Here is a 23,427-nt window from a genome sequence, read left to right on the forward strand (position 1 = left end):
CCGCATCGACATCGAGTCTCAAGGAGCCATCATGGGCGTAGCCGGCAAACACTACCCTCCTCACGTGAACCGTCAGCAGGACAACGCTGAAACACCTGACCAGGCCAAGCCCTCGGATGAGCGCGTACGCCACACGTCGTGGTTCGGTCATTTGCTGAATCGCCCGGAGTTCGCGGCCATTTCCGGCACCGTGCTCGTCTTCATCGTGTTCGGCTTCGGCGCGGGATCGTCGGGCATGTTCAACCTCGACGGCGTGATGAACTGGTCGCAAGTGGCCGCCTATCTCGGCCTGCTCGCGGTCGGCGCGTGTCTGCTCATGATCGCGGGCGAGTTCGACTTGTCCATCGGCTCGATGATCGGCTTCGCGGGCATGATGGTCGCGTTGCCGGCGGTCTATTTTCATTGGCCGCTATCCCTTTCGATTCTCTTCGCGTTCGTCATGTCGATGCTGCTCGGCGCATTGAATGGCTATCTCGTCATGCGCACGCGCCTGCCGTCGTTCATCGTCACGCTCGCGTTCCTGTTCATTCTGCGCGGCCTCACGCTCGCGCTGTCGATCATGTTCGCGGACCGCACCATCATCTCGGGTGTCGGCGATCTGGCCCAGGCCGATCCCATCGCCGACACGCTCTTTCATGGCGTCGCGTTTCACGGCCTGTTCACCTGGCTCGCGCACATGGGCATCGGCAAGCTGCTCGACAGCGGCCAGCCGCTCGTGCCGGGCATTCCGAAAGTCATCATCTGGTGGCTCGCGCTCGCGGCGGTCGGCGCGTTCGTGCTCGCCAAGACGCGCTACGGCAACTGGATTCTCGCGGTCGGCGGCGATGCGAATGCCGCGAAGAACGTCGGCGTGCCAGTGAAGCGCGTGAAGATATCGCTCTTCGTGCTCACCGCGTTCTGCTCGTGCCTCTTCGCCGTGCTGCAAGTGTGCGATATCGGCTCGGCGGCGGCGGATCGCGGCTTGCAGAAGGAATTCGAAGCGATCATCGCGGCGGTCATCGGCGGCACCTTGCTGACGGGCGGTTACGGATCGGTCGTCGGCGCATGTTTCGGTGCCCTGATCTTCGGTGTCGTGCAGATCGGCATCACTTATACGAACGTGAGCTCGGACTGGTTCCGCGTATTCCTTGGCGTGATGCTGCTCATCGCCGTGCTCTTCAATCACTACGTGCGCCGCCGCGTGTCCCAGGCTCAATGAGAGGAGCAACGATCATGCAAGACGACAACATCCTCGCGCTCGAAAACGTCAGCAAGTTCTTCGGCAAGGTGATCGCGCTGAACGGCGTCACGTTGCGGCTCAAACGCGGTGAAGTGCATTGTCTGCTCGGCGATAACGGCGCCGGCAAATCGACACTCATCAAGACGCTCGCAGGCGTGCATCAGCCCTCTTCCGGCGACTATCTCGTCGATGGCAACCCCGTGCATTTCGACTCGCCGAAAGAAGCGCTCGATCTCGGTATCGCGACCGTGTATCAGGATCTCGCGCTCGTGCCGTTGCTATCGGTGGCGCGCAACTTCTTCATGGGACGCGAGCCGCAAAAGAAGCGCTTCGGCATCAGCGTGATGGACCTCGATCTCGCCGCCGAAACGTCGCGCGCCAAGCTCGCCGAAATGGGCATCAATGTGCGCGATCCGCATCAGCCGATCGGCACGATGTCCGGCGGCGAGAAGCAATGTCTCGCGATTGCCCGCGCGATTCACTTCGGCGCGCGCGTGCTGATCCTCGACGAACCGACCGCCGCGCTCGGCGTGAAGCAGAGCTTCAATGTGTTGAAGCTCATCCACAAGGCGCGCGAAAAAGGCATCTCGGTGATCTTCATCACGCACAACGTTCACCATGCCTATCCGATCGGCGATTCGTTCACGCTGCTCAATCGCGGCCGCTCGATGGGCACGTTCACCAAGGACAACATCAGCAAGAACGAAGTGCTCGACATGATGGCGGGCGGCGCAGAAATGCAGCAGATGATGACCGAACTCGAAGGCGCGACGATCTGAGGACATTGAATCCATGCCAACGCAAAATCCCTCTCGCTTCGCGCCGGATCGCACGCGCGATATCGTGTGTCTCGGCCGCCTCGCCGTCGATCTCTATGCGCAAAATGTCGGCGCGCGGCTCGAAGATGTATCGACGTTCGCGAAGTATCTCGGCGGCTCGTCGGCGAACATCGCGTTCGGCTGCGCGCGGCTCGGGCTGAATGCGTCGATGCTCGCGCGCGTCGGCAACGATCACATGGGGCGCTTTCTCACGGAGACGCTCGAACGCGAAGGCTGCGATGTGAGTCACGTTCGCATCGATCGTGACCGGCTCACCGCGCTCGTGCTGCTCGGCCTCGAAGACCGCGACACGTTTCCGCTCGTGTTCTATCGCGAGAACTGCGCGGACATGGCCGTCGACGAAAACGATTTCGATGAAGCGTATATCGCGTCATCGAAGGCGCTGCTCATTACGGGCACGCACTTCTCGACGGAACAGGTGAACCGCACGAGCCGTCGCGCGCTCGACTACGCGCGAAGCAACGACGTTCGCACGATTCTCGACATCGACTATCGGCCTGTCTTGTGGGGTCTCACGGGCAAGGCGGATGGCGAGACGCGCTTCATCGCGAATGAAGGCGTCACTGCGCATTTGCAGCGCATTCTGCCGTTGATCGATCTCGTCATCGGCACGGAAGAAGAATTTCGCATCGCGGGCGGCAAGGACCGTCTGATCGATGCGCTCGCGATGGTCCGCAAGGTCACGAGCGCGACGCTCGTCGTGAAGCGCGGGCCGCTCGGCTGTTCGATCATCGAAGGCGCGGTGCCGTCGTCCATCGACGATGCGCCGGTTCATGGCGGCGTCGAAGTGGAAGTGCTCAACGTGCTCGGCGCCGGCGACGCGTTCGCTTCAGGCTTCTTGTCGGGATGGCTGCGCGACGAGCCGCTCGAAGCCTGCGCGCGAACGGCCAATGCATGCGGCGCGCTCGTCGTGTCGCGTCACGGCTGCGCGCCCGCGATGCCCACGCCCGCCGAGCTCGATTACTTTCTCGCCGCGGCGAAGGAAGACCCCGCGCGCATGCGCCGCCCCGATCGCGATGCAAAGCTCGCGCGTCTGCATCGCGTGAGTCCGAAGCGCAAGCAATGGGACGAAGTGCTCGGCTTCGCGTTCGATCATCGCAATCAGTTCTTCGATCTCGCGCAGCAAACGGGCGCGAGCGAAGCGCGCATCTCGACGTTGAAAAACCTGTTCGTCGAAGCCGTTGCACAGACGGAGAAAGAACTCGCGCTCGAAGGACGCATTGGCGTGCTGATCGACGATCGCTACGGGCAAGATGCGTTGAACGCGGCGACGGGACGCGGCTGGTGGATCGGCCGGCCGGTCGAATTGCCCGGCTCGATGCCGCTCGAATTCGATCATGGCCGCTCCATCGGCACGACGCTCGTGCAGTGGCCGCGCGAGCAGGTCGCGAAGTGTCTCGTTCAATATCACCCCGATCATCCGCATGACGTGCGTCTCGAACAGGAAGCGCAGTTGCGCGCGCTCTACGATGCCGTTCAGGAAAGCGGCAACGAACTGCTGCTCGAAGTGATCGTGCCGAAGAACGGGCCACCGATTGAAGACGACACCGTGCATCGTGCGTTGAAGCGTCTTTATAACCTCGGCATCTATCCGGAATGGTGGAAGCTCGAACCGATGAGCGCGAAGCAATGGCAAGCCATCGATGCGCTGATTGCGCAGCGCGATCCGTATTGCCGTGGCGTCGTGCTGCTGGGCTTGTCGGCGGGCGTCGATCAGTTGCGTGAAGGCTTCGCAGCGGCGGCATCCTCGACGACGTGCAAGGGCTTCACCGTCGGGCGCACGATTTTTCATGAGCCGAGTCATGCGTGGCTCGCCAATGAGATCGACGACCGCGAATTGATCGCGCGCGTGCGACGCACGTTCGAAGCGCTGATCGATGCATGGCGCGAGGCGCGTTCGTCTTCGGGCGCAGAACTTCGAGTGACACAGGAGCAAGCCGCATGAACCAGCGTGCAACGCAATCGGAGACTGCAGTGAGTTCGACCATTCGACTGACCGCCGCGCAAGCGCTCGTGCGCTATCTCGCGGCGCTTCGCACCGAACACGGCGAGCCGCTTTTCGGCGGCGTGTTCGCGATCTTCGGGCATGGCAATGTCGCGGGCATGGGCGAGGCGTTGTATCGGCATCGCGATGAATTGCCGACGTATCGCGCGCACAACGAGCAGGCGATGGCGCATAGCGCGATCGCGTATGCGAAGGCGCATATGCGGCGACGCATGATGGCGGTGACGACGTCGATCGGTCCGGGCGCGACCAATCTCGTGACGGCGGCCGCGCTCGCGCATGTGAACCGCTTGCCGGTACTGCTGTTGCCGGGCGATATCTTCGTGTCGCGCGCGCCCGATCCGGTGTTGCAGCAAGTGGAGGATGGTCACGATGGCGGCGTCTCCGCTAACGATGCGTTGAAGGCGGTATCGCGTTACTTCGATCGCATCGTGCATCCCGCGCAATTGTTGAGCGCATTGCCGCGCGCGATACGCGTGCTCACCGATGCGGCGCAATGCGGCCCGGTCACGCTCGCGTTGCCGCAGGACGTGCAGGCGATGGCGTACGACTACCCTGCTTCGTTCTTCGAGCCGCGCGCCGTCGAGTTTCATGCGCCGGCACCGATTCCGCGCGAGATCGAACGCGCCGCCGCGATGCTGCGTGAAGCGCGCGAGCCGTTGATCGTATCGGGTGGCGGCGTGCTGTACGGACTCGCGACCGATGCGTTGCGCACGTTCGCGCACAGGCATGGCGTGCCCGTCGCGGAGACGCAGGCGGGCAAAGGCGCGCTCGCCTGGGACGATGCGTTGAACGTCGGCGGTATCGGCGTGACGGGCGGCACCGCTGCGAACGAACTCGCGCATGCGAGCGATTGCGTGCTTGCTATCGGCACGCGTCTGCAGGATTTCACGACCGGATCGAACACGCTATTCACGCAGGCGCGGCTTGTCGCGGTCAATGCGAATCCGTTCGATGCGCTCAAGCAGAACGCGCTCGCCGTGCAGGCGGATGCGCGTGCCGCGCTGGAAGCGTTGTCCGAGGCGCTCGGCGACTGGCACGCATCGCCGCAATGGACGACGCGCGCGCATCGGCTTGCGAATGAATGGCGCGAGACCGTGGCGCATGTGACGAACACGCCCGTCGCGGATGGCAAGCTGCCGCGCGAAGCCGATGTGATCGGCGCGGTGCAGCGCTCGGACGATGCTTCTTCAGCCAACGATATCGTCGTGTGTGCTGCGGGCACTTTGCCCGCGGATTTGCAGAAGCTCTGGCGCACCAGCGCGCCGGGCGGTTATCACGTCGAATACGGCTATTCGTGCATGGGCTATGAAGTCGCGGGCGGACTGGGCGTGAAGCTCGCGCGGCCCGAGCGCGAAGTGATCGTGATTGTCGGCGACGGCTCGTATCTGATGATGAATAGCGAGCTCGCTACGTCGGTGATGCTCGGCGCGAAGTTGATCGTGGTGTTGCTCGACAATCGCGGGTTCGGGTGCATCAATCGCTTGCAGCAGGCTTGTGGCGGGGCGCCGTTCAACAATCTCATCGATGATTGCAAGCAGGGCGCGCTTGGGGCGCCGGAGATCGATTTCGCGATGCATGCGCGGTCGCTCGGGGCTTTGGCGGAGCATGTTTCCAGCATCGATGAGCTTATCGTCGCGATGAAGCGCGCGCGGGCGGCGGATCGCAGTTATCTCATCTCTATCGATACGGATCCTTCGAGGACTACCGAGGAAGGTGGATGGTGGTGGGAAGTCGCCGTTCCTGAAGTGTCGGATCGCGCGGCTGTCGTCGTTGCGCGTGAGGCCTATGAGCAGGCCGTCAAAGCTCGTAGTGTTTGATTGAGCTTCTATGGAAGCCTGTGATCGCGTCGGTCTATTGGCGTTGCCCCTGTGCGGGGCGGCAGTCACTTTCTTTGCTGCTGCAAAGAAAGTAACCAAAGAAAGCAGCTCGTCACCGCCCGCGGTCACACGCACGTTGGGTAGTTCTCTCGTCCACGGCGGCCCTCGCCTAAAGAGTGCCCTCGTAGGACCAACCGGGCTTGGCTCGCGCACGGTCCGCCGCCCGAAGACGTTGAGCGCGCTGGTTCAGCACGAAACAGTATCGGCACAGCGCTGCGCGCTGCCGCCGGGTCTGCAAGGGAAACCATCGGTTTGCGCGCGCAGTGCGATAAAGATGTTAGTAGCGAAGCACGCGCATTCCCGATTGACCGGTCGGCCGCGAAGCGGGCTGGAGCTATTTGGTGCTGAACCAGTTTGGTGTGTGGTGCGAGGTGGCAGACCGTGCGCGGGCCAAGCCCGATGGGGCCTATGAGGGCACTCTTTAGGCAGCCCACGAACGACGAGAGGACTACCCAAATTGCGTGTGACCGCGGGCGTATCAGTAGCTGCTTTCTTTGGTTACTTTCTTTGCAGCAGCAAAGAAAGTGACTGCCGCCCCGCACAGGGGCAGTGCTAATAGACCGACGCGAATAAGGGATCCGGCGAAAGCGAAAGCAAAAAGCAAAAAGGAGAACCCAACATCATGCCTTTGAAAAAGATACGCATCGGCATCAATCCATTGTCATGGATGAACGACGACCTGCCTTCGCTCGGCGGCGAGACGCCTCTCTCCACCGCCCTGACGGAAGGAAAACAGATCGGCTATGAAGGCTTCGAGCTAGGCAACAAGTTCCCTCGCGAACCGCAAGCGCTAAAAGCCTTGCTCGCGCAGTACGAGCTAGCGCTAGTCTCCGGTTGGTATTCAGGCCGACTCGCAGAACGCAGCGCAGAAGAAGAAATCGAAGCCGTGGGCCCCCATCTCGACCTGCTCGCGCAAAACGGCGCGACCGTAATGGTCTACGGCGAGGTCGCCAACTCGATCCAGGGCGCGCCAAAACCGCTCTATCAACGTCCGCGCTTTTTCTCGGATGCGCAATGGACCGGGTACGCAGACCGCCTGAACCGCTTCGCCGAATACACCCTCTCGCGCGGCGTGCGCGTCGCCTATCATCATCACATGGGCGCGTATGTCGAAACGCCCGCCGACGTCGACCGCCTCATGGCGCTCACCAACGATTCGGTCGGCCTGCTGTTCGACGCGGGACACATCACGTTCGCGGGCGGCGATGCCCTGAGCGTGCTGCAAAAGCACATCGCTCGTGTATGCCACGTCCACTGCAAAGACGTGCGCCCCGAAATCGTGAAGCTCGCGCGCAATCGCAACTGGAGCTTTCTCGATGCGGTCATCAACGGCGCGTTCTCCGTGCCCGGCGATGGCTGCGTCGACTATCCGGGCATCATCGCGTGTCTCGCGAAGCATGATTACGAAGGCTGGCTCGTCGTGGAAGCGGAACAGGATCCGGTGATCGCGCCGAGCTACGCATACGCCGACAAGGGCTATCGCACGCTGCGTACGCTCGTCGACGCAACATTCAAGGAGGCAGCATGAGCCTGCTAGTGAAAGCATCGCGCGAAGGACAAACCATCGCGCGCGTCACGCCCGATTCCGCGGGCTGGAAGCACGTCGGCTTCGCGGCGTATCGCCTGAATGCGGGCGATGTCGTGCATGTCTACGACGCGGATCGCGAAAGCTGCATCGTCGTGTTAACGGGCACGGTGAGCGTCGAAGCGGGCGACGAGCATTATCAGTCGATCGGCTCGCGCGACAGCGTGTTCGAAGACGCCGCGCCGTATGCCGTCTACGTGCCGCCGAAGCTCGCCGCCATCGTGCGTGCGGAACGCGATGCGCAGATCGGCGTCGCGAGCGCGCCCGCGAAGGGCGAGTTTCCGCCGCGTCTCATCGAGCCATCGCAGATGAAGCGCTCGACGCGCGGCAAGAACGCGAATACGCGCTACGTGTGCGACATTCTTCCGCAAACGGAAGATGCCGAGTCGTTGCTGGTCGTGGAAGTGCGCACGCCGGGCGGACATGCGTCGAGCTATCCGCCGCACAAGCACGATCAGGACAATGTGCCCGTCGAAAGCTCGCTCGAAGAGACGTATTACCATCGACTGAATCCGCCGCAAGGATTCGCGTTTCAGCGCGTTTATACCGATGAACGCGATCTCGATGAAACGATGGCCGTCGAGGATCACGATGTCGTCATGGTGCCGCGTGGGTATCATCCGGTGGTCGTGCCGTATGGCTACGATAACTACTATCTGAACGTGATGGCCGGCGACAAGCGGACGTGGCACTTCAAGAACGATCCGAAGCATGAGTGGATCGTGGAGAGGGATAGCAAGGCGCAGGGTTAAGCGAGCGGGAAGGCGAATGCCGCATGTCGCGGCATTCGCTGCACTACGCGTTCCAGGGATCGAAGATCGTCGCGTCGAACTGACTAATGGGTGCCGATGCTCTTCTCGACGCAGCAATTTCCGCGTACGCATCGGCTGCATCGTTATCGAAACTCGGCAGACGGCCAGCGAAATCTTCACTGAAGATGATCCGCGTGGCGTCCCATAGGCGCTGCCGCCTGATACCTGCGGCCATCGACCATATTCCATAGAGAATTTCTCCACGCGTGACAGTCGTGGTGAACAGTGCCGAACGCGGCTCGTTGGCGAGCCATGTCAAAACGCGCTGTTCCGGCGCCGGACGCAGCAACTCGGAAAGGACGTTGGTATCTAGAACGATCATTCATCGAACCCCGACGGGTTACGAATCGCCTCGCGCTTGGGAAGCTCCAACTCGACTCCGCCAAGCGGATCGATGCGGCCACGAATCGATTCGACAAGAATCTTTCCTTGCGCCGGTTCTGTCCAAAGAGCTGTCCGCAGAATGTCGCGAGCCTCTTCCTCCATCGAGCGACCGTGCTTCGCTGCCTGCATACGCAGGAACTTCAGGCATATTGACTCGAATCGAACGTCCCACCGACCGACAGCCATTGCCGCGAGATCGCTTCATCGCGCGCGAGCGTCTCGATCGTCCCATCGAACTGTATCGCCCCATGCCCCATGACCGCGACGCGCGCATCGAGCGTGCGCGCGATCGTCAATCGCTCTTCGATCAGCAGCGTCGCGACGCCGCGGTTGCGCAGCATCGCGAGACACGCGGCCACTTGCGCGAGCACTTGCGGCGCGAGCCCTTCGCCCGGTTCGTCGATGACGACCAGCGACGGATCGCCCGTCAACGTGCGCGCGAGCGCGAGCATCTGCTGCTCGCCGCCCGACAGCGCGCCCGCCTTCACCGACGCGCGTTCTTCGAGCACGGGAAACAGCCGATAAGCATCGCGCAACCTAAAACGCGTGCCCCTTCTTTCGCCCAGCACGAGATTTTCGCGCACCGTGAGCGCAGGGAACACATCGCGCGTTTCGGGCACGTAACCAATGCCCAGCCGCGCGATGCGATGCGCCCTCAAGCCGACGAGCTGAACATCGCGATAGCGCATGTCGCCCGCGCATCGCACGAGTCCCATGATGGCTTTCGCGAGCGTCGATCGTCCCGATCCGTTGCGGCCGACAAGCGCCACCGCTTCGCCTTCGTCAATGCACAGGTGCACGCCGTGCAGCACTTGCGCCGCGCCGTACCACGCGCGCAAATCGTCGATACGCAACTGCGCCTTCATGACGCGACTCCACCGAGATACGCGTCCTGAACAGCGCGATTCGCGCGTATCGCAGCGGGCGTATCGGTGGCGATCACGCGCCCTTGCACGAGCACCGAAATGCGATCCGCGAGGCCGAAAACCGCATCCATGTCATGTTCGATGACGAGCAGCGTGCGCCCTTCCGTCGTCGCGCGAATCAGTTCGAGCGCGCGAGTCGCCTCCGCGCGATTCATGCCGGCGGTGGGCTCGTCGAGCAAGATCAGCGGCGCATCGGTGGCAAGCGCGATGCCCAGATCGAGCGCGCGTTGCTCCGCGTACGTCAGGCGTGCCGCGAGTTCGTCGGCGCGCGCGGCAAGGCCGATGGCATCGAGCATCGCGTGCGCGCGTTCGTCGATTCGTCGCGAAGGCAGCCATCGATCGACAAGCCGCGACGATGCCGCGCCGAGCGCCGCGCAACGCAGGTTCTCGAACACGGACAAGCCGCCGAACACGCTCGTCGTCTGAAAGCTGCGGGCAAGCGAGCGCGATACGCGTTGCGGCGGCTTGCCGGTGATATCGATTCCGCTCCCGACGATGCGTCCATCGTCGGGCCGCGTGCGTCCCGAGATCAGATCGAAGAGCGTGGATTTGCCCGCGCCGTTCGGTCCGATGAGCGCGTGCCGCTCGCCCGCAGCGACCTGCAAGTCGACGCCGCGCAGTACGCGCGTCACGCCGAAGCGCTTGACGATGCCATGCAATTCGAGCGCCGCGTTCATCGCGCGGTCCTCGTGCGTCGCGCGAGCCACAAGCCCAGCAACGCGCACGGCAACGCGATGAACCACGCGCGTGCATCGGTTCGTCCGGCGTAAAGCGCTTCGACCGGCACGACGACCGCGACGCCCCACGCGATCGCGCTCAGCATGCCGATGCACAACGACCGCGCATCGCGCCGAACGAGGCCCGCGACGCCTTCCGGCGCGGCCACGACGACCCACATGAACAAGAGCCCGAGATACATCGGCCACGCGGTGCTGACGCTCGCGAGCCCGACGCTGAAGAACGTGAGCAGCACCGCGCCGACGATCGGCCCGGCGAACGTGCCCGCGCCGCCGATGACGGTCGCGACGAGCGCGCTCGTCGATCGCGCGAGACCGACGCTCTCCGACGACACCAGCTCGACGTTGATCAACGCCAGCACGCCCGCGATGCCCGCGAAAAACGCCGACACGTTCAACACGTGCAGGCGCACGCGCGCGGGCGCGAAGCCGATCGCGGCGGCGCGCGCGGGATTGTCGCGCACGGCGTTGGCGAGACGGCACATCGGCGTGCGCGAAAACGCGAACATCGCGACCGCCGATATCACGCACCAGCACGCGATCAACGCATACGCCTCGCGCGGCGGCCCGAAGGTCATCGCGAAGAACGAAGGCCCGCTCGCGCGATCGATCGTCACGCCGCCTTCGCCGCCGAACCACCCCGGCACGAGCCACACGCATGCGGCGACGAGTTCGCTCAAGCCCAGCGTGATCATCGCGAAGGACGTGCCCGCGCGCTGTGTCGAAATCGCGCCGAAAACGACCGCGACGAGCATCGCCGCGCATCCGCCGATCATCGGCAGTAACGGCAACGGCACGCCGAATCGAGCGAACGCATGCGCGGCGGCGAACGCGCCGAGACCCGAATAGACCGCGTGCCCGAACGAGAGCAAACCCGTCTCGCCGAGCAACAGGTTGTACGAAAGCGCGAGGACGATGAGCGTCGCCGTCTGCGCGAGATACGCGAGCAGCCACGATTGATCGACGACGAGCGGCGGCAGCGCGAGCGCGACGATCAGCGCGATGAAGACCTTAAGCATCGCGCGTGCGCTCGCCGAAAAGCCCGCGCGGCCGCGCGGCCAACATCGCGACGAGCAGCAGATACGGCAGCACGGGCGCGAGTTGCGCGACCGTCAACGCGCTCCACGCAGGCGGCAAGGTCACGCCGAGCGATGCCGCGATGCCGCCCGCCGTCGCGCTCGCGCCGACCGCGAAGGTCTGGACGCAGCCGATCAGAAGCGACGCGACGAGCGCGCCGCCGAGCGATCCGAGCCCGCCGATCACGACGACGACGAACACGATCGGGCCCATCGCATCGGCCATCGCCGGTTCGATGACGGCGAGCGGCGCGCCGATCACGCCAGCGAGCGCGGCGAGCGCGGTGCCGGCGGCGAAGACCATCGTGAAGACGCGCGGCACATCGTGGCCGAGCGTTTCGACGGTCGCGGGATGCGTAAGCGCCGCGCGCACGATGAGCCCCGTTTTCGATGTACGCAACACGAGCCACAGCGCGCCGAGCATGACGACGGCGACCGTCATCATGAACACGCGATAGCGCGCGAACGATGCGCCGTACAGCATGAAAAGCGGTCCGTCGAGCACGCGCGGAACGGCGGCGGGCAACGGCCCGAGTCCCCAGACGAGCTTCACGCCCTCGCCGATGACGATGGCCGCGCCGAAGGTCAGCAGCATGTCGGCGAGCGCGCCGCGCGCATGGACGCGCCTCAATAGCAGGCGCTCGAACAAGGCCCCGGCAACGCCAACGATCAATGGCGCACAGATGAGCGCGAACCAGAATCCGCCGTACGCGGCGAGCGCCTGCCCGACATACGCGCCGAGCATGTAGAAACTCGCGTGCGCGAAGTTGAGCACGCCGAGCATCGAGAAAATCAGCGTGAGTCCCGCCGACAGCATGAACAGCAGCAATCCCACGCTCACGCCGTTGAGCAGACTCACGCAAAACCACTGAAGCAAAACGCGACCCTCAGCCGGTGATGAGCGGCTTCAACGCATCGACGAGCGGCGCGGGCAACGGTACCGGCCTGCGCGTCACGCGATCCACGTAGACATGCACGAAATGCCCCTGCGCGGCGGCTTCGTCCGCGCCTTGCGTGAAGATCGCGACTTCGTAGCGCACGCTCGTATTGCCGAGCTTCTCGACGCGCAAGCCCGCCTCGATCGGTTCGGGAAACACGACCGGCGCGAAGAAATTGCAGCGCGTCTCGACGACGAGGCCGATGGTTGCGCCCTCGCTGAAATCGAGCACGCCCGCGCGCAGCAGATACTCGTTCACGACCGTATCGAAGTAGCTGTAGTAGACGACGTTGTTGATGTGGCCGTAGACGTCGTTATCCGACCAGCGCGTGCTGATCGGCAGGAAGTGCGCGTAATCGGCGCGCGTGGTCGGGACCGGCTTGCTCATCGCTCAGAGAGACTCCATCAGCATGCGTCGATAATCGTCGGCGCTCGCCTCGCGCGGGTTCGTCTTGTGGCAGTGATCCGCGAGCGCGCCCTTCACGACCTTGTCGAACATGCTTTCGTCGACGCCCATCTGCGACAGACGCGTCGGCAGGCCGAGGCGCGCGGTCATGTCGTGCACGGCTTGCGCGACATCGGCGTTATCGGGGAGATTCATCACGCGGCGCATGCGCGCGAAACGCCGGTCCGCGACGACCGTCGGCGCGCTTTCGTTGAAGCGCAGCACGGCAGGCAAGACCACCGCGTTCAGCGTGCCGTGATGCAGCGACGTGCGTCCGTTCACCGCCAGCCCGCCCAGCGGATGCGACAGCGAATGCACGCAGCCGAGGCCCTTCTGGAACGCCATCGCGCCCTGCATCGACGCGGACATCATGTTCAGACGCGCGTCGCGGTCCTGGCCGTCGTGCGTCGCGCGCTCGATGTTGGCCCACGCGCGTTCGAGTCCATCGAGCGCGATGCCGTCGGCGGGCGGATTGAACGCGGGCGCGAGAAACGTTTCGATGCAATGCGCGATCGCGTCCATGCCGGTCGCGGCGGTGAGCGACGGCGGCAGGCCGAGCGTGAGCGAGGGATCGCAGACCGCCGATTTCGGCAGCAGATGCCACGAATGGAAGCCGAGCTTGCGCCCGTCGTTCAGGATGATGATCGCGCCGCGCGCCACTTCGCTGCCCGTGCCCGACGTGGTCGGCACCGCGATCAGCGGCGCCGCGCGCTCGGTGATCTTGCCGCTGCCGCCTTCGATCGTCGCGTAGGTCGTGAGCGGCTCGTCGTGCGTCGCGGCAATCGCCACGCCCTTCGCCAGATCGATCGATGAGCCGCCGCCCACCGCGATCAGGCCGTCGCAGCCTTCGCGCTTGTATTGCGCGGCGGCTTGCATGACCATCGCTTCGGTCGGATTCGACGGCGTGTCGTCGAACACCGGCAGCGCGCCGAGCCGCGCGCTTTCGATCACGCGATCGGCAAGCCCCGCCGCCTTCACGCCTTTATCGGTGATGACGAGCGGACGCTTCATCCCGATGCGCGCGCATTCGCTTTGCAGCGTCTGTAGCGCGTCGTAGCCGAGATGAATGTGGGTCAGATAGAAGATGAAGGCCATGGCGTCAGCGTCGATAAAAGAGGTGCGGCCATGTTGAAACCGCACGCCGGAAGTGTCAATCGGGGTTAGATCGACGCCGACAAGGCGCGCACTTCATCGACGAAGCGCTCGACGGTCCCCCGCTGCGTATCCCACGCGCACATCAGACGGCAGCCGCCCGAGCCGATGAACTGATAGAAGCGCCAGCCCTTCGCGCGCAGCGCCGCCGCGACGTGCGCCGGCAACTCCGCGAACACCGCGTTCGATTCGGGCTTGAAGAGCAGCGACACGCCCGGAATGCCGGCGAGGCGCTCGGCCATCAGCGATGCCATCGCGTTCGCGTGACGCGCGTTGCGCAGCCAGACGTCGTCGTCGAGCAGACCGAGCCACGGCGCGGAAATGAAGCGCATCTTCGAGGCGAGTTGCCCGGCCTGCTTCAGGCGATAGGCAAAATCGGCGGCGAGCGCCTTGTCGAAGAACACGACCGCCTCACCCACCGGCAGACCGTTTTTCGTGCCGCCGAAGCACAGCACATCGACGCCCGCGCGCCACGTGATCTCCGACGGATGCACGTTCAGCGTCGCGACCGCGTTCGCGAAACGCGCGCCGTCCATGTGGATCTTCAGATGCCGCCGCTTGGCGATGGCCGCGATCGCGCGGATCTCGTCGACGGTGTAGACGGTGCCGACTTCCGTTGCCTGCGTAAGCGAGACGACCTTGGGCTTCGGATAGTGGATATCCGAGCGCTTCGTGACGAGTTCTTCGATCGCGTCGGGCGTGAGCTTGCCGTTCTCGCCCTTCGCGGTGAGCAGCTTCGAGCCGCCGGAGAAGAATTCGGGGCCGCCGCATTCATCGGTTTCGATATGCGCGAGTTCGTGGCAGATCACCGAGTGATACGACTGACAGAGCGACGCGAGCGCGAGCGAATTGGCCGCCGTGCCGTTGAAGACGAAAAAGACTTCGCAATCGGTCTGGAAGAGGTTGCGGATGCGGTCACAGACTTGCGTGGTCCACGAATCGTCGCCATAGGCGGGTTCGTGGCCGCTCGTGTTGGCCTGGATCAGCGCTTGGAGCGCTTCCGGGCAGATGCCTGCGTAGTTGTCGGAGGCGAAGTGTTGGATCGGGTCCGTGGGCGCTGTCATGGGGTCGCTGTGATGGCCGGTTTGAACGCGGCGCGCGCGGGCGCTAAGACATCGAACGTCATCGCGCGCGCCGGCAATCGGGCCATTTTAGCGGTTCATCGCCTTCCGAACCGCGTGCGCCTACTTGGTGTTCGGCGCGCTCGCGGCGTTGGCCTGCTGCGCTTCCTGGGCCTTCTTGTCCTTCTTGTTCGCTTCGTGATGGCCGATCGCGCAGCCGCCGATCGCGCCCGCGGTGCCATGTCCGCCCGCGACATGTCCCGCGACGCCGCCGACCGCCGCGCCCTTCAGACAGCCCTTCGCCTGCGCGGCGCCCGTTGCTGCGAGCATCGTCGAAGCCAGAATGATCGATGCGAGTCTGCGATTCATATGTCGTCTCCCTTGTGTTGATGGAACTTCACGGGAAGACGCACGCGCCATACCTGACAGCGTGTAAAGAAAAACGGCCCGATCTTCGTCAGATCGAGCCGTTTTGTCAGAAGCGATGAACGCTTAAAGCTGCTGCTGCACCCATCCGGTCACGCCGGCCAGCGCGGCCGGCAGATTGGCCGGTTCCGTGCCCCCTGCCTGCGCCATGTCGGGACGGCCGCCGCCCTTGCCGCCGACCTGCTGCGCGACGAAATTGACGAGCTCGCCCGCCTTCACCTTTTTCGACGCGTCCGGCGTCACGCCCGCGATCAGGCTGACCTTGCCGCCATCGACCGATGCAAGCACGATCGCCGCGCTCTTGAGCTTGTCCTTGAGCTTGTCGACGGTTTCACGCAGCGTCTTCACGTCCGCGCCTTCGAGTTGCGCGGCGAGCACCTGCACGCCGGAAACATCGACGGCCTTCGAGACGAGTTCGTCGCCCTGGCTCGCCGCCAGCTTCGATTTCAGCGCGCCCAGTTCCTTCTCCAGCGACTTCACGTGCTCCTGAACCTGCGCGATGCGTTGCGTGAGTTCGGACGGTTGCGCCTTCAGCACGCCCGCCGCCGCATTGATGCGCTGATCCAGTTCCTGCACGTAGCGCACGGCGTTGTCGCCGGTGATCGCCTCGACGCGGCGAATGCCCGCCGCCACGCCGCCTTCCATCACGATCTTGAAGAAGCCGATGTCGCCGGTGCGCTGCACGTGCGTACCGCCGCACAGCTCGCGCGAGAAGCCGAGATCGAGCACGCGCACGGTGTCGCCGTATTTCTCGCCGAAGAGCGCCATCGCGCCGCCCTTCACCGCGTCGTCGTACGGCATCACGCGCACGACGCCCGGCGCGTTCGCGATGATCTCGTTGTTGACGATCTGCTCGACGCGACGGATTTCTTCGTCCGACATCGGCGCGTTGTGTGCGAAGTCGAAGCGCGTCTTGTCCGCATCGACGAGCGAGCCTTTCTGCTGCACGTGACCGCCGAGCACTTCGCGCAGCGCCTTGTGCATCAAATGCGTGGCCGAGTGATTGCGCGCGGTGCGGGCGCGGCGCACGCCGTCGATTTCCGCCTTCACGACGTCGCCGACCTTGAGCGTGCCCTGCTCGACCGTGCCGTGATGACCGACGACATCGGCCTGCACTTTCAGCGTGTCCGCGACGGCGAAGCGCACGCTTGCGTTCGCGAGCACGCCCTGATCGCCGACCTGGCCGCCCGATTCGGCATAGAACGGCGTGTGATCGAGCACGACGACCGCTTGCTGGCCGTCCTTCACTTCATTGACCGATGCGCCTTCGACGTACAACGCGAGGATTTTCGCGTCGTCGAAGATTTCCTTTTCGTAGCCGTGGAACGTGGACTTCGCGCCCGAGTATTCGAGGCCCGCCGCCAGCTTGAACTTGCCGGCCGCGCGCGCCTGATCGCGCTGACGCGCCATCGCGTCGTCGAACGCGGGTTCGTCGACGGTCACGCCACGCTCGCGGCACACGTCCGCCGTGAGGTCGAGCGGGAAGCCGTAGGTGTCGTGCAGCTTGAACGCGAGTTCGCCGTCCAGTTGCTTCACGCCCTTCTTTTCGAGATCGGCGAGTTCGCCTTCGAGGATCGACATACCGTGCTCGATGGTCTCGAAGAAGCGCTCTTCTTCCTGACGCAGCACGTCGGTCACGCGTTGTTGCGCATCGGTGAGTTCCGGATACGCCGCGCCCATTTCCGCGACGAGATCCGCGACGAGCTTGTGGAAGAACGCGCCCTTCTTGCCGAGCTTGTAGCCGTGACGGATCGCGCGGCGCACGATGCGGCGCAGCACGTAGCCGCGGCCTTCGTTGCCGGGAATGACGCCGTCGACGATCAGGAACGAGCATGCGCGGATGTGGTCCGCGATCACCTTCAGCGAGTTGTTTTCCAGGTCCGGCGTGTTCGTTTCGCGCGCCGCGGCCTTGATGAGATTCTGGAACAGGTCGATCTCATAGTTGCTGTGCACGTGCTGCAGCACCGCGGCGAGACGTTCGAGGCCCATGCCGGTATCGACGCACTGCTTGGGCAGCGGCGTCATGTTGCCTTGCGCGTCGCGATTGAACTGCATGAACACGAGATTCCAGATCTCGATGAAGCGGTCGCCGTCTTCTTCGGGCGATCCCGGCGGGCCGCCCCAGATTTCCGGGCCGTGGTCGTAGAACACTTCGGAGCACGGACCGCACGGGCCGGTGTCGGCCATCTGCCAAAAATTGTCCGATGCGTAACGGGCGCCCTTGTTGTCGCCGATGCGGATGATGCGCTCGACCGGCACGCCGATTTCCTTCGCCCAGATATCGAAGGCTTCGTCGTCTTCCTGATAGACCGTGACCGTGAGTTTTTCCGCCGGCAGGTTGTAGACCTTCGTCAGCAGTTCCCAGCAGTAGTGGATGGCGTCGCGCTTGAAGTAATCGCCGAACGAGAAGTTGCCGAGCATCTCGAAGAACGTGTGATGCCGCGCGGTGTAGCCGACGTTCTCCAGATCGTTGTGCTTGCCGCCCGCGCGCACGCTGCGCTGCGCGGTCGTCGCGCGCGAATACGGACGCGATTCGCTGCCCAGGAACACGTCCTTGAACTGGACCATGCCCGAGTTGGTGAAGAGCAGCGTCGGGTCGTTGCCGGGCACGAGGCTCGACGAACGCACGATCGTATGGCCCTTCGATTCGAAAAACTTCAGGAATTTCTCGCGTATTTCGGCGGCTTTCATAGCGTACGGGGCGTGTCTTCGGTTCTTTGATGGCGCCCGCGGGCAGCTGATTTCGCAGGCTGCCGGCGGAACAAGGGTGATTATCGATTATACGGGATTCGCCGCGCGCGCCCGGGCGATGCGGACGCCCGCGCTATCGCGCACGCCGCGGTTCTGTGCGACAGTCGCACTCCGGAGACACAACGTAGCGAGACACATCGATGGGAGCCTTGAGCCATATCCGCGTGCTGGACCTGACCCGCGTGCTGGCGGGACCGTGGTGCGCGCAGACGCTCGCCGACTTCGGCGCGGACGTCATCAAGATCGAGCGGCCCGGAACCGGCGACGACACCCGTCACTGGGGCCCGCCCTACCTCAAGACGCCCGAGGGCAACGACACGCACGAAGCCGCGTACTACCTCGCGGCGAACCGCAACAAGCGCTCGGTGACGGTCGATATCGCCACGCCCGAAGGCCAGCAGATCGTGCGCGAGCTGGCCGCGCAAAGCGATGTCGTCCTCGAAAACTACAAGGCCGGGCAACTGAAGAAGTACGGGCTCGACTACGAGTCGCTGAAGGCCGTGAAGCCGGACATCGTCTATTGCTCGGTGACGGGCTTCGGGCAGACGGGGCCGTACGCGTCGCGCGCGGGCTACGATTTCATCGTGCAGGGCATCGGCGGATTCATGAGCATCACCGGCGAGCGCGACGGCCAGCCTGGCGGCGGTCCGCAGAAAGCGGGGGTGGCGATCGCCGATCTGATGACCGGCATGTACGCGACCATCGGCGTGCTCACCGCGCTCGCGCACCGCGACCGCACGGGCGAGGGCCAATACATCGACATGGCGCTGCTCGACGTGCAGGTCGCGATGCTCGCCAACATGAACACGAATTTTCTCGCGAGCGGCAAGCCGCCGGTGCGCTGGGGCAACGCGCATCCGAACATCGTGCCGTATCAGACCTTCCAGACGAGCGATGGCTGGATCATCGTCGCGGTGGGCAACGACGGGCAGTTCCGCAAGTTCGTCGAAGCGGGCGGACGCCCCGAGCTGGCCGACGACGCGCGTTTCGCGGCGAATCCGTCGCGCGTGCGCAACCGCGACATGCTCGTGCCGATTCTCGCGGACATGGTGCGTCTGAAAGGCAAGCACGAATGGATCGCCGAGCTCGAGGCGGCGGGCGTGCCGTGCGGGCCGATCAACGATCTCGGCGAAGTATTCGAGGATCCGCAAGTGCTCGCGCGCAGGATGCAGATCGATCTGCCGCATCCGACGGCCGGCACCGTGAAACTCGTCGCGAGCCCGATCAAGATGAGCGCGACGCCGCCCGAAGCGCGCACGCATCCGCCGCTGCTAGGCGAGCACACGTCGAGCGTGCTGGCCGACGTGCTCGGCTACGACGAAGCGAAAATCGCGCGATTGCGGGAAAAGAAGGCGATCTGAACCCTTATCGAACGCCCGCGCCGATCAGACCGCCCGCCGCCGCGCCCGCGACGGTGCCGATCGGCCCGCCCGTGACCAGATACCCGAGCGCGCCGCCGGCGGCCGCGCCGACGCCCGCGTGAGCCTGCTGACGCGAGACGTTTGCGCAGGCGGCGAGGCTCGATACGAGCGCGGCTGCGGCGGCGAATTTGAGCGTCGTGAGGGCGATCTTCTTCATGATGGGCTTCCTTGTGTTGTCGTTGTGATGTGTTGTGCCTGGCGCTCGAGCGTGCCCCCGGAACCGGCGCGCTCGATGCACGCGAGCCGATCTTAAGAGCCCGCGCGCGCGCCTTTCAACGCGATTTACGTCCCGTTACGGCGGTTACGAGGCGTGCCGCGGCACGTAAACCATGTAACGGAACTCGCGAAACGGCGCGACGGCTGGAACCGCCCGGCGAAACAAAGCGCGAGCGCTTCCTCATACGCCGCCGCGGCCTGCCCCGGACGGTTGCGTAAGGTAGAATCGACCCAATATTCAAGGCCTTCGTACGCGTTTCGAGTTTCATCGAGCGCTTCCCGAACCGATCACGCGCGCGAGCGCATCCGCTGCCACTTTTTCCGCATGAACACCGATCGCAACGACGCTCCGGCGCCATCCAATTTCATTCGCAACATCATCGAAGACGACAACCGCTCCGGCAAATGGTCGCAGCGGGTCGAGACGCGCTTTCCGCCGGAGCCGAACGGCTATCTGCATATCGGCCATGCGAAGAGCATCTGCGTGAACTTCGGCCTCGCCGCGGATTACGGCGGCGTGTGCCATCTGCGCTTCGACGATACGAATCCCGAGAAGGAAAGCGTCGAATACGTCGATTCGATCATCGACGCCGTGAAATGGCTCGGCTTCGACTGGAACAAGAACGGCATCGAGCACCGCTATTTCGCGAGCGACTACTACGACAAGCTGTACGAATACGCCGAAATGCTCATCAAGAAGGGCCAGGCGTACGTCGACAGTCAAACGGCCGAAGAGATGCGCGCGACGCGCGGCTCGGCCACCGAAGCCGGCATCAACTCGCCGTATCGCGATCGTTCGCCCGAAGAAAACCTCGACCTCTTCCGCCGCATGAAGGCGGGCGAGTTCAAGGAAGGCGAGCACGTGCTGCGCGCGAAAATCGACATGGCGTCGCCGAACTTCAACATGCGCGATCCGGTCATCTACCGCATCCGCTTCGCGCATCATTACCGTACCGGCGATACGTGGTGCATCTACCCGATGTACGACTACGCGCACTGCGTGTCGGACGCGATCGAGAACATCACGCACTCGCTCTGCACGCTGGAGTTCGAAGATCATCGGCCGCTCTACGACTGGTTCCTCGCGCAGCTCGCGGACGACGGCGTGTTTCAGCGTCCGCTCCCGCAACAAATCGAGTTCTCGCGCCTGAACCTCACCTACGCGATCACGAGCAAGCGCAAGCTGCTGCAGCTCGTGCAGGACAATCACGTCGACGGCTGGGACGATCCGCGCATGCCGACCATCGTCGGCGTGCGTCGCCGCGGCTTTACGCCGGAAAGCATTCGTTTGATGGTCGAGCGCGTCGGCGTGACGAAGGTCGATTCATGGATCGACATGAGCATTCTCGAAGGCGCACTGCGCGACGATCTCGACGAGAAAGCGCCGCGCGCGATCGCCGTGCTCGATCCGCTGAAGCTCATCATCGACAACTATCCGGAAGGACAGAGCGAGGAATGCAGCGCGCCGGTGCATCCGCATCATGCGGATCGCGGCGTACGCACGTTCCCGTTCTCGCGCGAATTGTGGATCGAGCGCGAGGACTTTCAGGAAACGCCGCCGAAGGGCTATTTCCGCCTCTTCCCCGGCAACAAGGTGCGTCTGAAGTACGGCTTCATCGTCGAATGCACGGGCGCGGACAAGGACGAGAACGGCAACGTGATCGCAGTGCACTGCAACTACTTCCCGGACAGCAAGTCGGGCACCGAAGGCGCGAACAACTACAAGGTGAAGGGCACGATCCACTGGGTCAGCGCGGCGAGCGCTTATGCGGCCGAGGTGCGTCTGTACGACCGTCTGTTCAAGGAACCGCAGCCGGGCGCGGGCGGCGCGGAGTTCCTCGACGCGCTCAATCCGGATTCGAAGCGCGTCGTGAACGCCTATCTCGAACCGAGCGCGCGCGATGCGAACGCCGAAGACCGCTTCCAGTTCGAGCGGCACGGCTACTTCGTCGCGGACCGTGTGGATTCGCAGCCGGGTAAGCCCGTGTTCAACCGCATCGTCAGCCTGCGCGACAGCTGGGGCAAGCCGGCCTGACATCGATGCAACGAGGGCGCCGCGCGGCGCCCTCGTCGTGTCTGGCGGCCCGGCCATACGCCGCTTCCAACGAGGAGAACATGAAGCAGTCGCATTCCTTCGCGCCGCGCCGCACACGGGCCCAACGAAGCGCCGCCCTCGCCTCCGTGCTGCTGTTCGCATCCGCCGGCGCGGGTGCCGCCACGAGCGCCGAACTGGCGACGGCCCAAGCCAGCGTCGATCAGATGCCGCCGTCGGCGACGCTGCGCAAGATCGCCGAGAACGGCGCGATCGTGCTGGGCACGCGCGAATCGTCGGTGCCGTTTTCGTACACGGTGAAGCAGCAGCCAGTGGGCTACTCGTACGACATCGCACTGAAGGTCGTCGACGACATCAGGAAGCGCCTCAAGATGCCGAACCTCGCGGTCAAGAACGTGATGGTCACGTCGGCGAACCGCATCTCTTATGTCGTGAACAATCAGGTCGATCTGGAATGCGGCTCGACCGCGCATGTGGCCGATCGCGATCCGCTCGTCGCGTTTTCGAACAGCTTTTTTCAGTACGGCATCCGCATGGCCGTGAAGAAGAAGTCGGGCATCCGCGATTACGACGATCTCGCGAACAGGACGGTCGTGACGACGGCGGGCACGTCGGACGAGCGCATGCTGCGGCAGATGAGCATCGACAGGAAGCTGAACCTGCGCATCATCAGCGCGCGCGATCATGCGGAGGCGTTCGCCGCGCTGAAGTCGGATCGCGCGGTCGCGTTCGTGATGGACGATCCGCTTCTCTACGGCAAGATCGCGCAGGAAGGCGCGGCGCGCAATGAATACACGGTGACGGGCGCACCGCTCGCGAACGAAGCGTACGGCTGCATGATGAGAAAGGGCGACCCGGTGTTCAAGCGCATCGTCGACGACGTGATCGCCGGCATGCAGCGCTCGGGCGAAGCCACGAAGCTCTACGAGACGTGGTTCATGCGCCCGATTCCCCCCGACGGCATCAACCTGCAATTCCCGATGTCGCCGGAAATGAAGGCGCTCTTCGCCAATCCCAACGACCGCACGATCGACTGATCGCGCCGGTCAAAGCGTCTCGTGCAGTTCGGCGAGCGAGAGCGTGGTCTGAAAGAGCCGCGCGAGACTGCGGCTCGCGAACTGATCGACATCCGCCGGACTGACCCAGCGATACGCATCCATCTCCGGAATCATGGTGCCGTCGCTGTAGCGCGGGAAAAACGATTCGCACACGCAATTTTCAAGCTGCACTTCCTCGGCGGAAACGCGCACCGCGAACAGATGCAGATCCTTGTCGCGGCGATAGACGAAGCGCCCGAGATCCTTCAGACGTTCAGCGGGCAGCACGATGCCCGTCTCCTCGACGAGCTCGCGCAACGCCGCCTCGCGCGGGCTTTCGCCCGGATCGGCGGCGCCCTTGGGCACGTCCCAGTGCGTGGTTTCGGTCGCGTGACAGAGCAGCACGTCGCCCTGTTCGTTGAGGATGACCACGCCGCACGATACGGTGCGCGCGGTCATCGATCG

The 23,427-nt window shown here is 64.0% G+C and carries 22 protein-coding genes; 9 read left to right on the forward strand and 13 right to left on the reverse strand.

Going from position 1 to position 23,427, the window contains the following annotated elements; genetic code table 11:
- Positions 1 to 31: 31 nt before the first annotated feature.
- The 6 genes from NCS02_RS09635 (at position 32) to iolB (ending at position 8,280) form a co-directional block, all read left to right on the forward strand.
- Entirely contained in the window at positions 32 to 1,198 is a 1,167-nt protein-coding gene (locus NCS02_RS09635) for an ABC transporter permease (RefSeq protein ID WP_008341964.1), read from the forward strand.
- Between the two features lie 14 nt (positions 1,199 to 1,212).
- On the forward strand, positions 1,213 to 1,998 hold the full coding sequence (locus NCS02_RS09640; protein ID WP_008341966.1) for an ATP-binding cassette domain-containing protein: 786 nt from the start codon (positions 1,213 to 1,215) through the stop codon (positions 1,996 to 1,998).
- Positions 1,999 to 2,011: 13 nt separating this feature from the next.
- On the forward strand, positions 2,012 to 4,003 hold the full coding sequence (locus NCS02_RS09645; RefSeq protein WP_250523016.1) for a bifunctional 5-dehydro-2-deoxygluconokinase/5-dehydro-2-deoxyphosphogluconate aldolase: 1,992 nt from the start codon (positions 2,012 to 2,014) through the stop codon (positions 4,001 to 4,003).
- Entirely contained in the window at positions 4,000 to 5,883 is a 1,884-nt protein-coding gene (gene iolD / locus NCS02_RS09650) for a 3D-(3,5/4)-trihydroxycyclohexane-1,2-dione acylhydrolase (decyclizing) (RefSeq protein ID WP_250523017.1), read from the forward strand. The genes NCS02_RS09645 and iolD overlap by 4 nt, the downstream gene beginning before the upstream one ends.
- Positions 5,884 to 6,565: 682 nt before the next feature.
- Positions 6,566 to 7,471 carry a myo-inosose-2 dehydratase gene (gene iolE, locus NCS02_RS09655; protein WP_250523018.1) on the forward strand — a complete coding sequence of 302 codons (906 nt, stop codon included), beginning with the start codon at positions 6,566 to 6,568 and terminating at the stop codon, positions 7,469 to 7,471.
- Entirely contained in the window at positions 7,468 to 8,280 is an 813-nt protein-coding gene (gene iolB, locus NCS02_RS09660) for a 5-deoxy-glucuronate isomerase (RefSeq protein WP_008341974.1), read from the forward strand. The genes iolE and iolB overlap by 4 nt, the downstream gene beginning before the upstream one ends.
- 43 nt (positions 8,281 to 8,323) lie before the next feature.
- Here iolB and NCS02_RS09665 read toward each other — a convergent pair whose 3' ends face one another.
- The 11 genes from NCS02_RS09665 to alaS form a co-directional block, all read right to left on the reverse strand.
- Entirely contained in the window at positions 8,324 to 8,662 is a 339-nt protein-coding gene (locus tag NCS02_RS09665; RefSeq protein WP_250523019.1) for a PIN domain-containing protein, read from the reverse strand.
- Positions 8,659 to 8,853 carry a FitA-like ribbon-helix-helix domain-containing protein gene (locus NCS02_RS09670; protein ID WP_250523020.1) on the reverse strand — a complete coding sequence of 65 codons (195 nt, stop codon included), beginning with the start codon at positions 8,851 to 8,853 and terminating at the stop codon, positions 8,659 to 8,661. Before NCS02_RS09670 ends, NCS02_RS09665 begins: the two co-directional genes overlap by 4 nt.
- A gap of 11 nt (positions 8,854 to 8,864) precedes the next feature.
- On the reverse strand, positions 8,865 to 9,590 hold the full coding sequence (locus tag NCS02_RS09675) for an ABC transporter ATP-binding protein (protein ID WP_250523021.1): 726 nt from the start codon (positions 9,588 to 9,590) through the stop codon (positions 8,865 to 8,867).
- Positions 9,587 to 10,327 (reverse strand): ABC transporter ATP-binding protein, encoded by a 741-nt coding sequence (locus NCS02_RS09680; RefSeq protein ID WP_250523022.1) that lies wholly within the window; start codon positions 10,325 to 10,327, stop codon positions 9,587 to 9,589. Before NCS02_RS09680 ends, NCS02_RS09675 begins: the two co-directional genes overlap by 4 nt.
- Entirely contained in the window at positions 10,324 to 11,406 is a 1,083-nt protein-coding gene (locus NCS02_RS09685) for a branched-chain amino acid ABC transporter permease (RefSeq protein ID WP_250523023.1), read from the reverse strand. Before NCS02_RS09685 ends, NCS02_RS09680 begins: the two co-directional genes overlap by 4 nt.
- Positions 11,399 to 12,280, reverse strand: coding sequence for a branched-chain amino acid ABC transporter permease (locus NCS02_RS09690; protein WP_051996832.1), 882 nt, complete (start codon positions 12,278 to 12,280; stop codon positions 11,399 to 11,401). Before NCS02_RS09690 ends, NCS02_RS09685 begins: the two co-directional genes overlap by 8 nt.
- Before the next feature lie 70 nt (positions 12,281 to 12,350).
- Positions 12,351 to 12,788, reverse strand: a complete 438-nt coding sequence (locus NCS02_RS09695; RefSeq protein WP_008341987.1) for an acyl-CoA thioesterase — start codon at positions 12,786 to 12,788, stop codon at positions 12,351 to 12,353.
- A gap of 3 nt (positions 12,789 to 12,791) precedes the next feature.
- On the reverse strand, positions 12,792 to 13,940 hold the full coding sequence (gbd, locus tag NCS02_RS09700; RefSeq protein WP_250523024.1) for a 4-hydroxybutyrate dehydrogenase: 1,149 nt from the start codon (positions 13,938 to 13,940) through the stop codon (positions 12,792 to 12,794).
- A gap of 65 nt (positions 13,941 to 14,005) precedes the next feature.
- Positions 14,006 to 15,040 carry a threonine aldolase family protein gene (locus NCS02_RS09705; protein WP_250523030.1) on the reverse strand — a complete coding sequence of 345 codons (1,035 nt, stop codon included), beginning with the start codon at positions 15,038 to 15,040 and terminating at the stop codon, positions 14,006 to 14,008.
- 141 nt (positions 15,041 to 15,181) lie between these two features.
- Positions 15,182 to 15,427: a hypothetical protein gene (locus NCS02_RS09710; protein ID WP_034474291.1), complete on the reverse strand. Its 246-nt coding sequence runs from the start codon at positions 15,425 to 15,427 to the stop codon at positions 15,182 to 15,184.
- Positions 15,428 to 15,550: 123 nt separating this feature from the next.
- Positions 15,551 to 18,175: an alanine--tRNA ligase gene (alaS, locus tag NCS02_RS09715; RefSeq protein ID WP_008341992.1), complete on the reverse strand. Its 2,625-nt coding sequence runs from the start codon at positions 18,173 to 18,175 to the stop codon at positions 15,551 to 15,553.
- 200 nt (positions 18,176 to 18,375) lie between these two features.
- Between alaS and NCS02_RS09720 the strand changes: the two genes are divergently transcribed.
- The gene (locus NCS02_RS09720) at positions 18,376 to 19,596 is read left to right on the forward strand and encodes a CaiB/BaiF CoA transferase family protein (protein WP_175982533.1); all 1,221 of its coding nucleotides are present in this window, start codon (positions 18,376 to 18,378) and stop codon (positions 19,594 to 19,596) included.
- Positions 19,597 to 19,600: 4 nt separating this feature from the next.
- Here NCS02_RS09720 and NCS02_RS09725 read toward each other — a convergent pair whose 3' ends face one another.
- Entirely contained in the window at positions 19,601 to 19,813 is a 213-nt protein-coding gene (locus NCS02_RS09725; RefSeq protein WP_008341996.1) for a hypothetical protein, read from the reverse strand.
- A 384-nt stretch (positions 19,814 to 20,197) separates the two neighbouring features.
- On the opposite strand from NCS02_RS09725, the gene NCS02_RS09730 reads away from it, so the two are divergent.
- Both NCS02_RS09730 and NCS02_RS09735 read left to right on the forward strand, forming a co-directional pair.
- Complete coding sequence (locus NCS02_RS09730) at positions 20,198 to 21,907, forward strand: glutamine--tRNA ligase/YqeY domain fusion protein (protein WP_175982534.1); 1,710 nt, start codon at positions 20,198 to 20,200, stop codon at positions 21,905 to 21,907.
- Between the two features lie 80 nt (positions 21,908 to 21,987).
- The gene (locus NCS02_RS09735) at positions 21,988 to 22,962 is read left to right on the forward strand and encodes a transporter substrate-binding domain-containing protein (protein WP_008341999.1); all 975 of its coding nucleotides are present in this window, start codon (positions 21,988 to 21,990) and stop codon (positions 22,960 to 22,962) included.
- A 9-nt stretch (positions 22,963 to 22,971) separates the two neighbouring features.
- Here the strand turns inward: NCS02_RS09735 and NCS02_RS09740 are convergent, their stop codons facing one another.
- The gene (locus NCS02_RS09740) at positions 22,972 to 23,421 is read right to left on the reverse strand and encodes an NUDIX hydrolase (protein ID WP_008342000.1); all 450 of its coding nucleotides are present in this window, start codon (positions 23,419 to 23,421) and stop codon (positions 22,972 to 22,974) included.
- Positions 23,422 to 23,427 lie beyond the last annotated feature (6 nt).

The organism is Caballeronia sp. NCF2, from assembly GCF_023631205.1.
In the GTDB taxonomy this organism is placed as follows: domain Bacteria; phylum Pseudomonadota; class Gammaproteobacteria; order Burkholderiales; family Burkholderiaceae; genus Caballeronia; species Caballeronia zhejiangensis.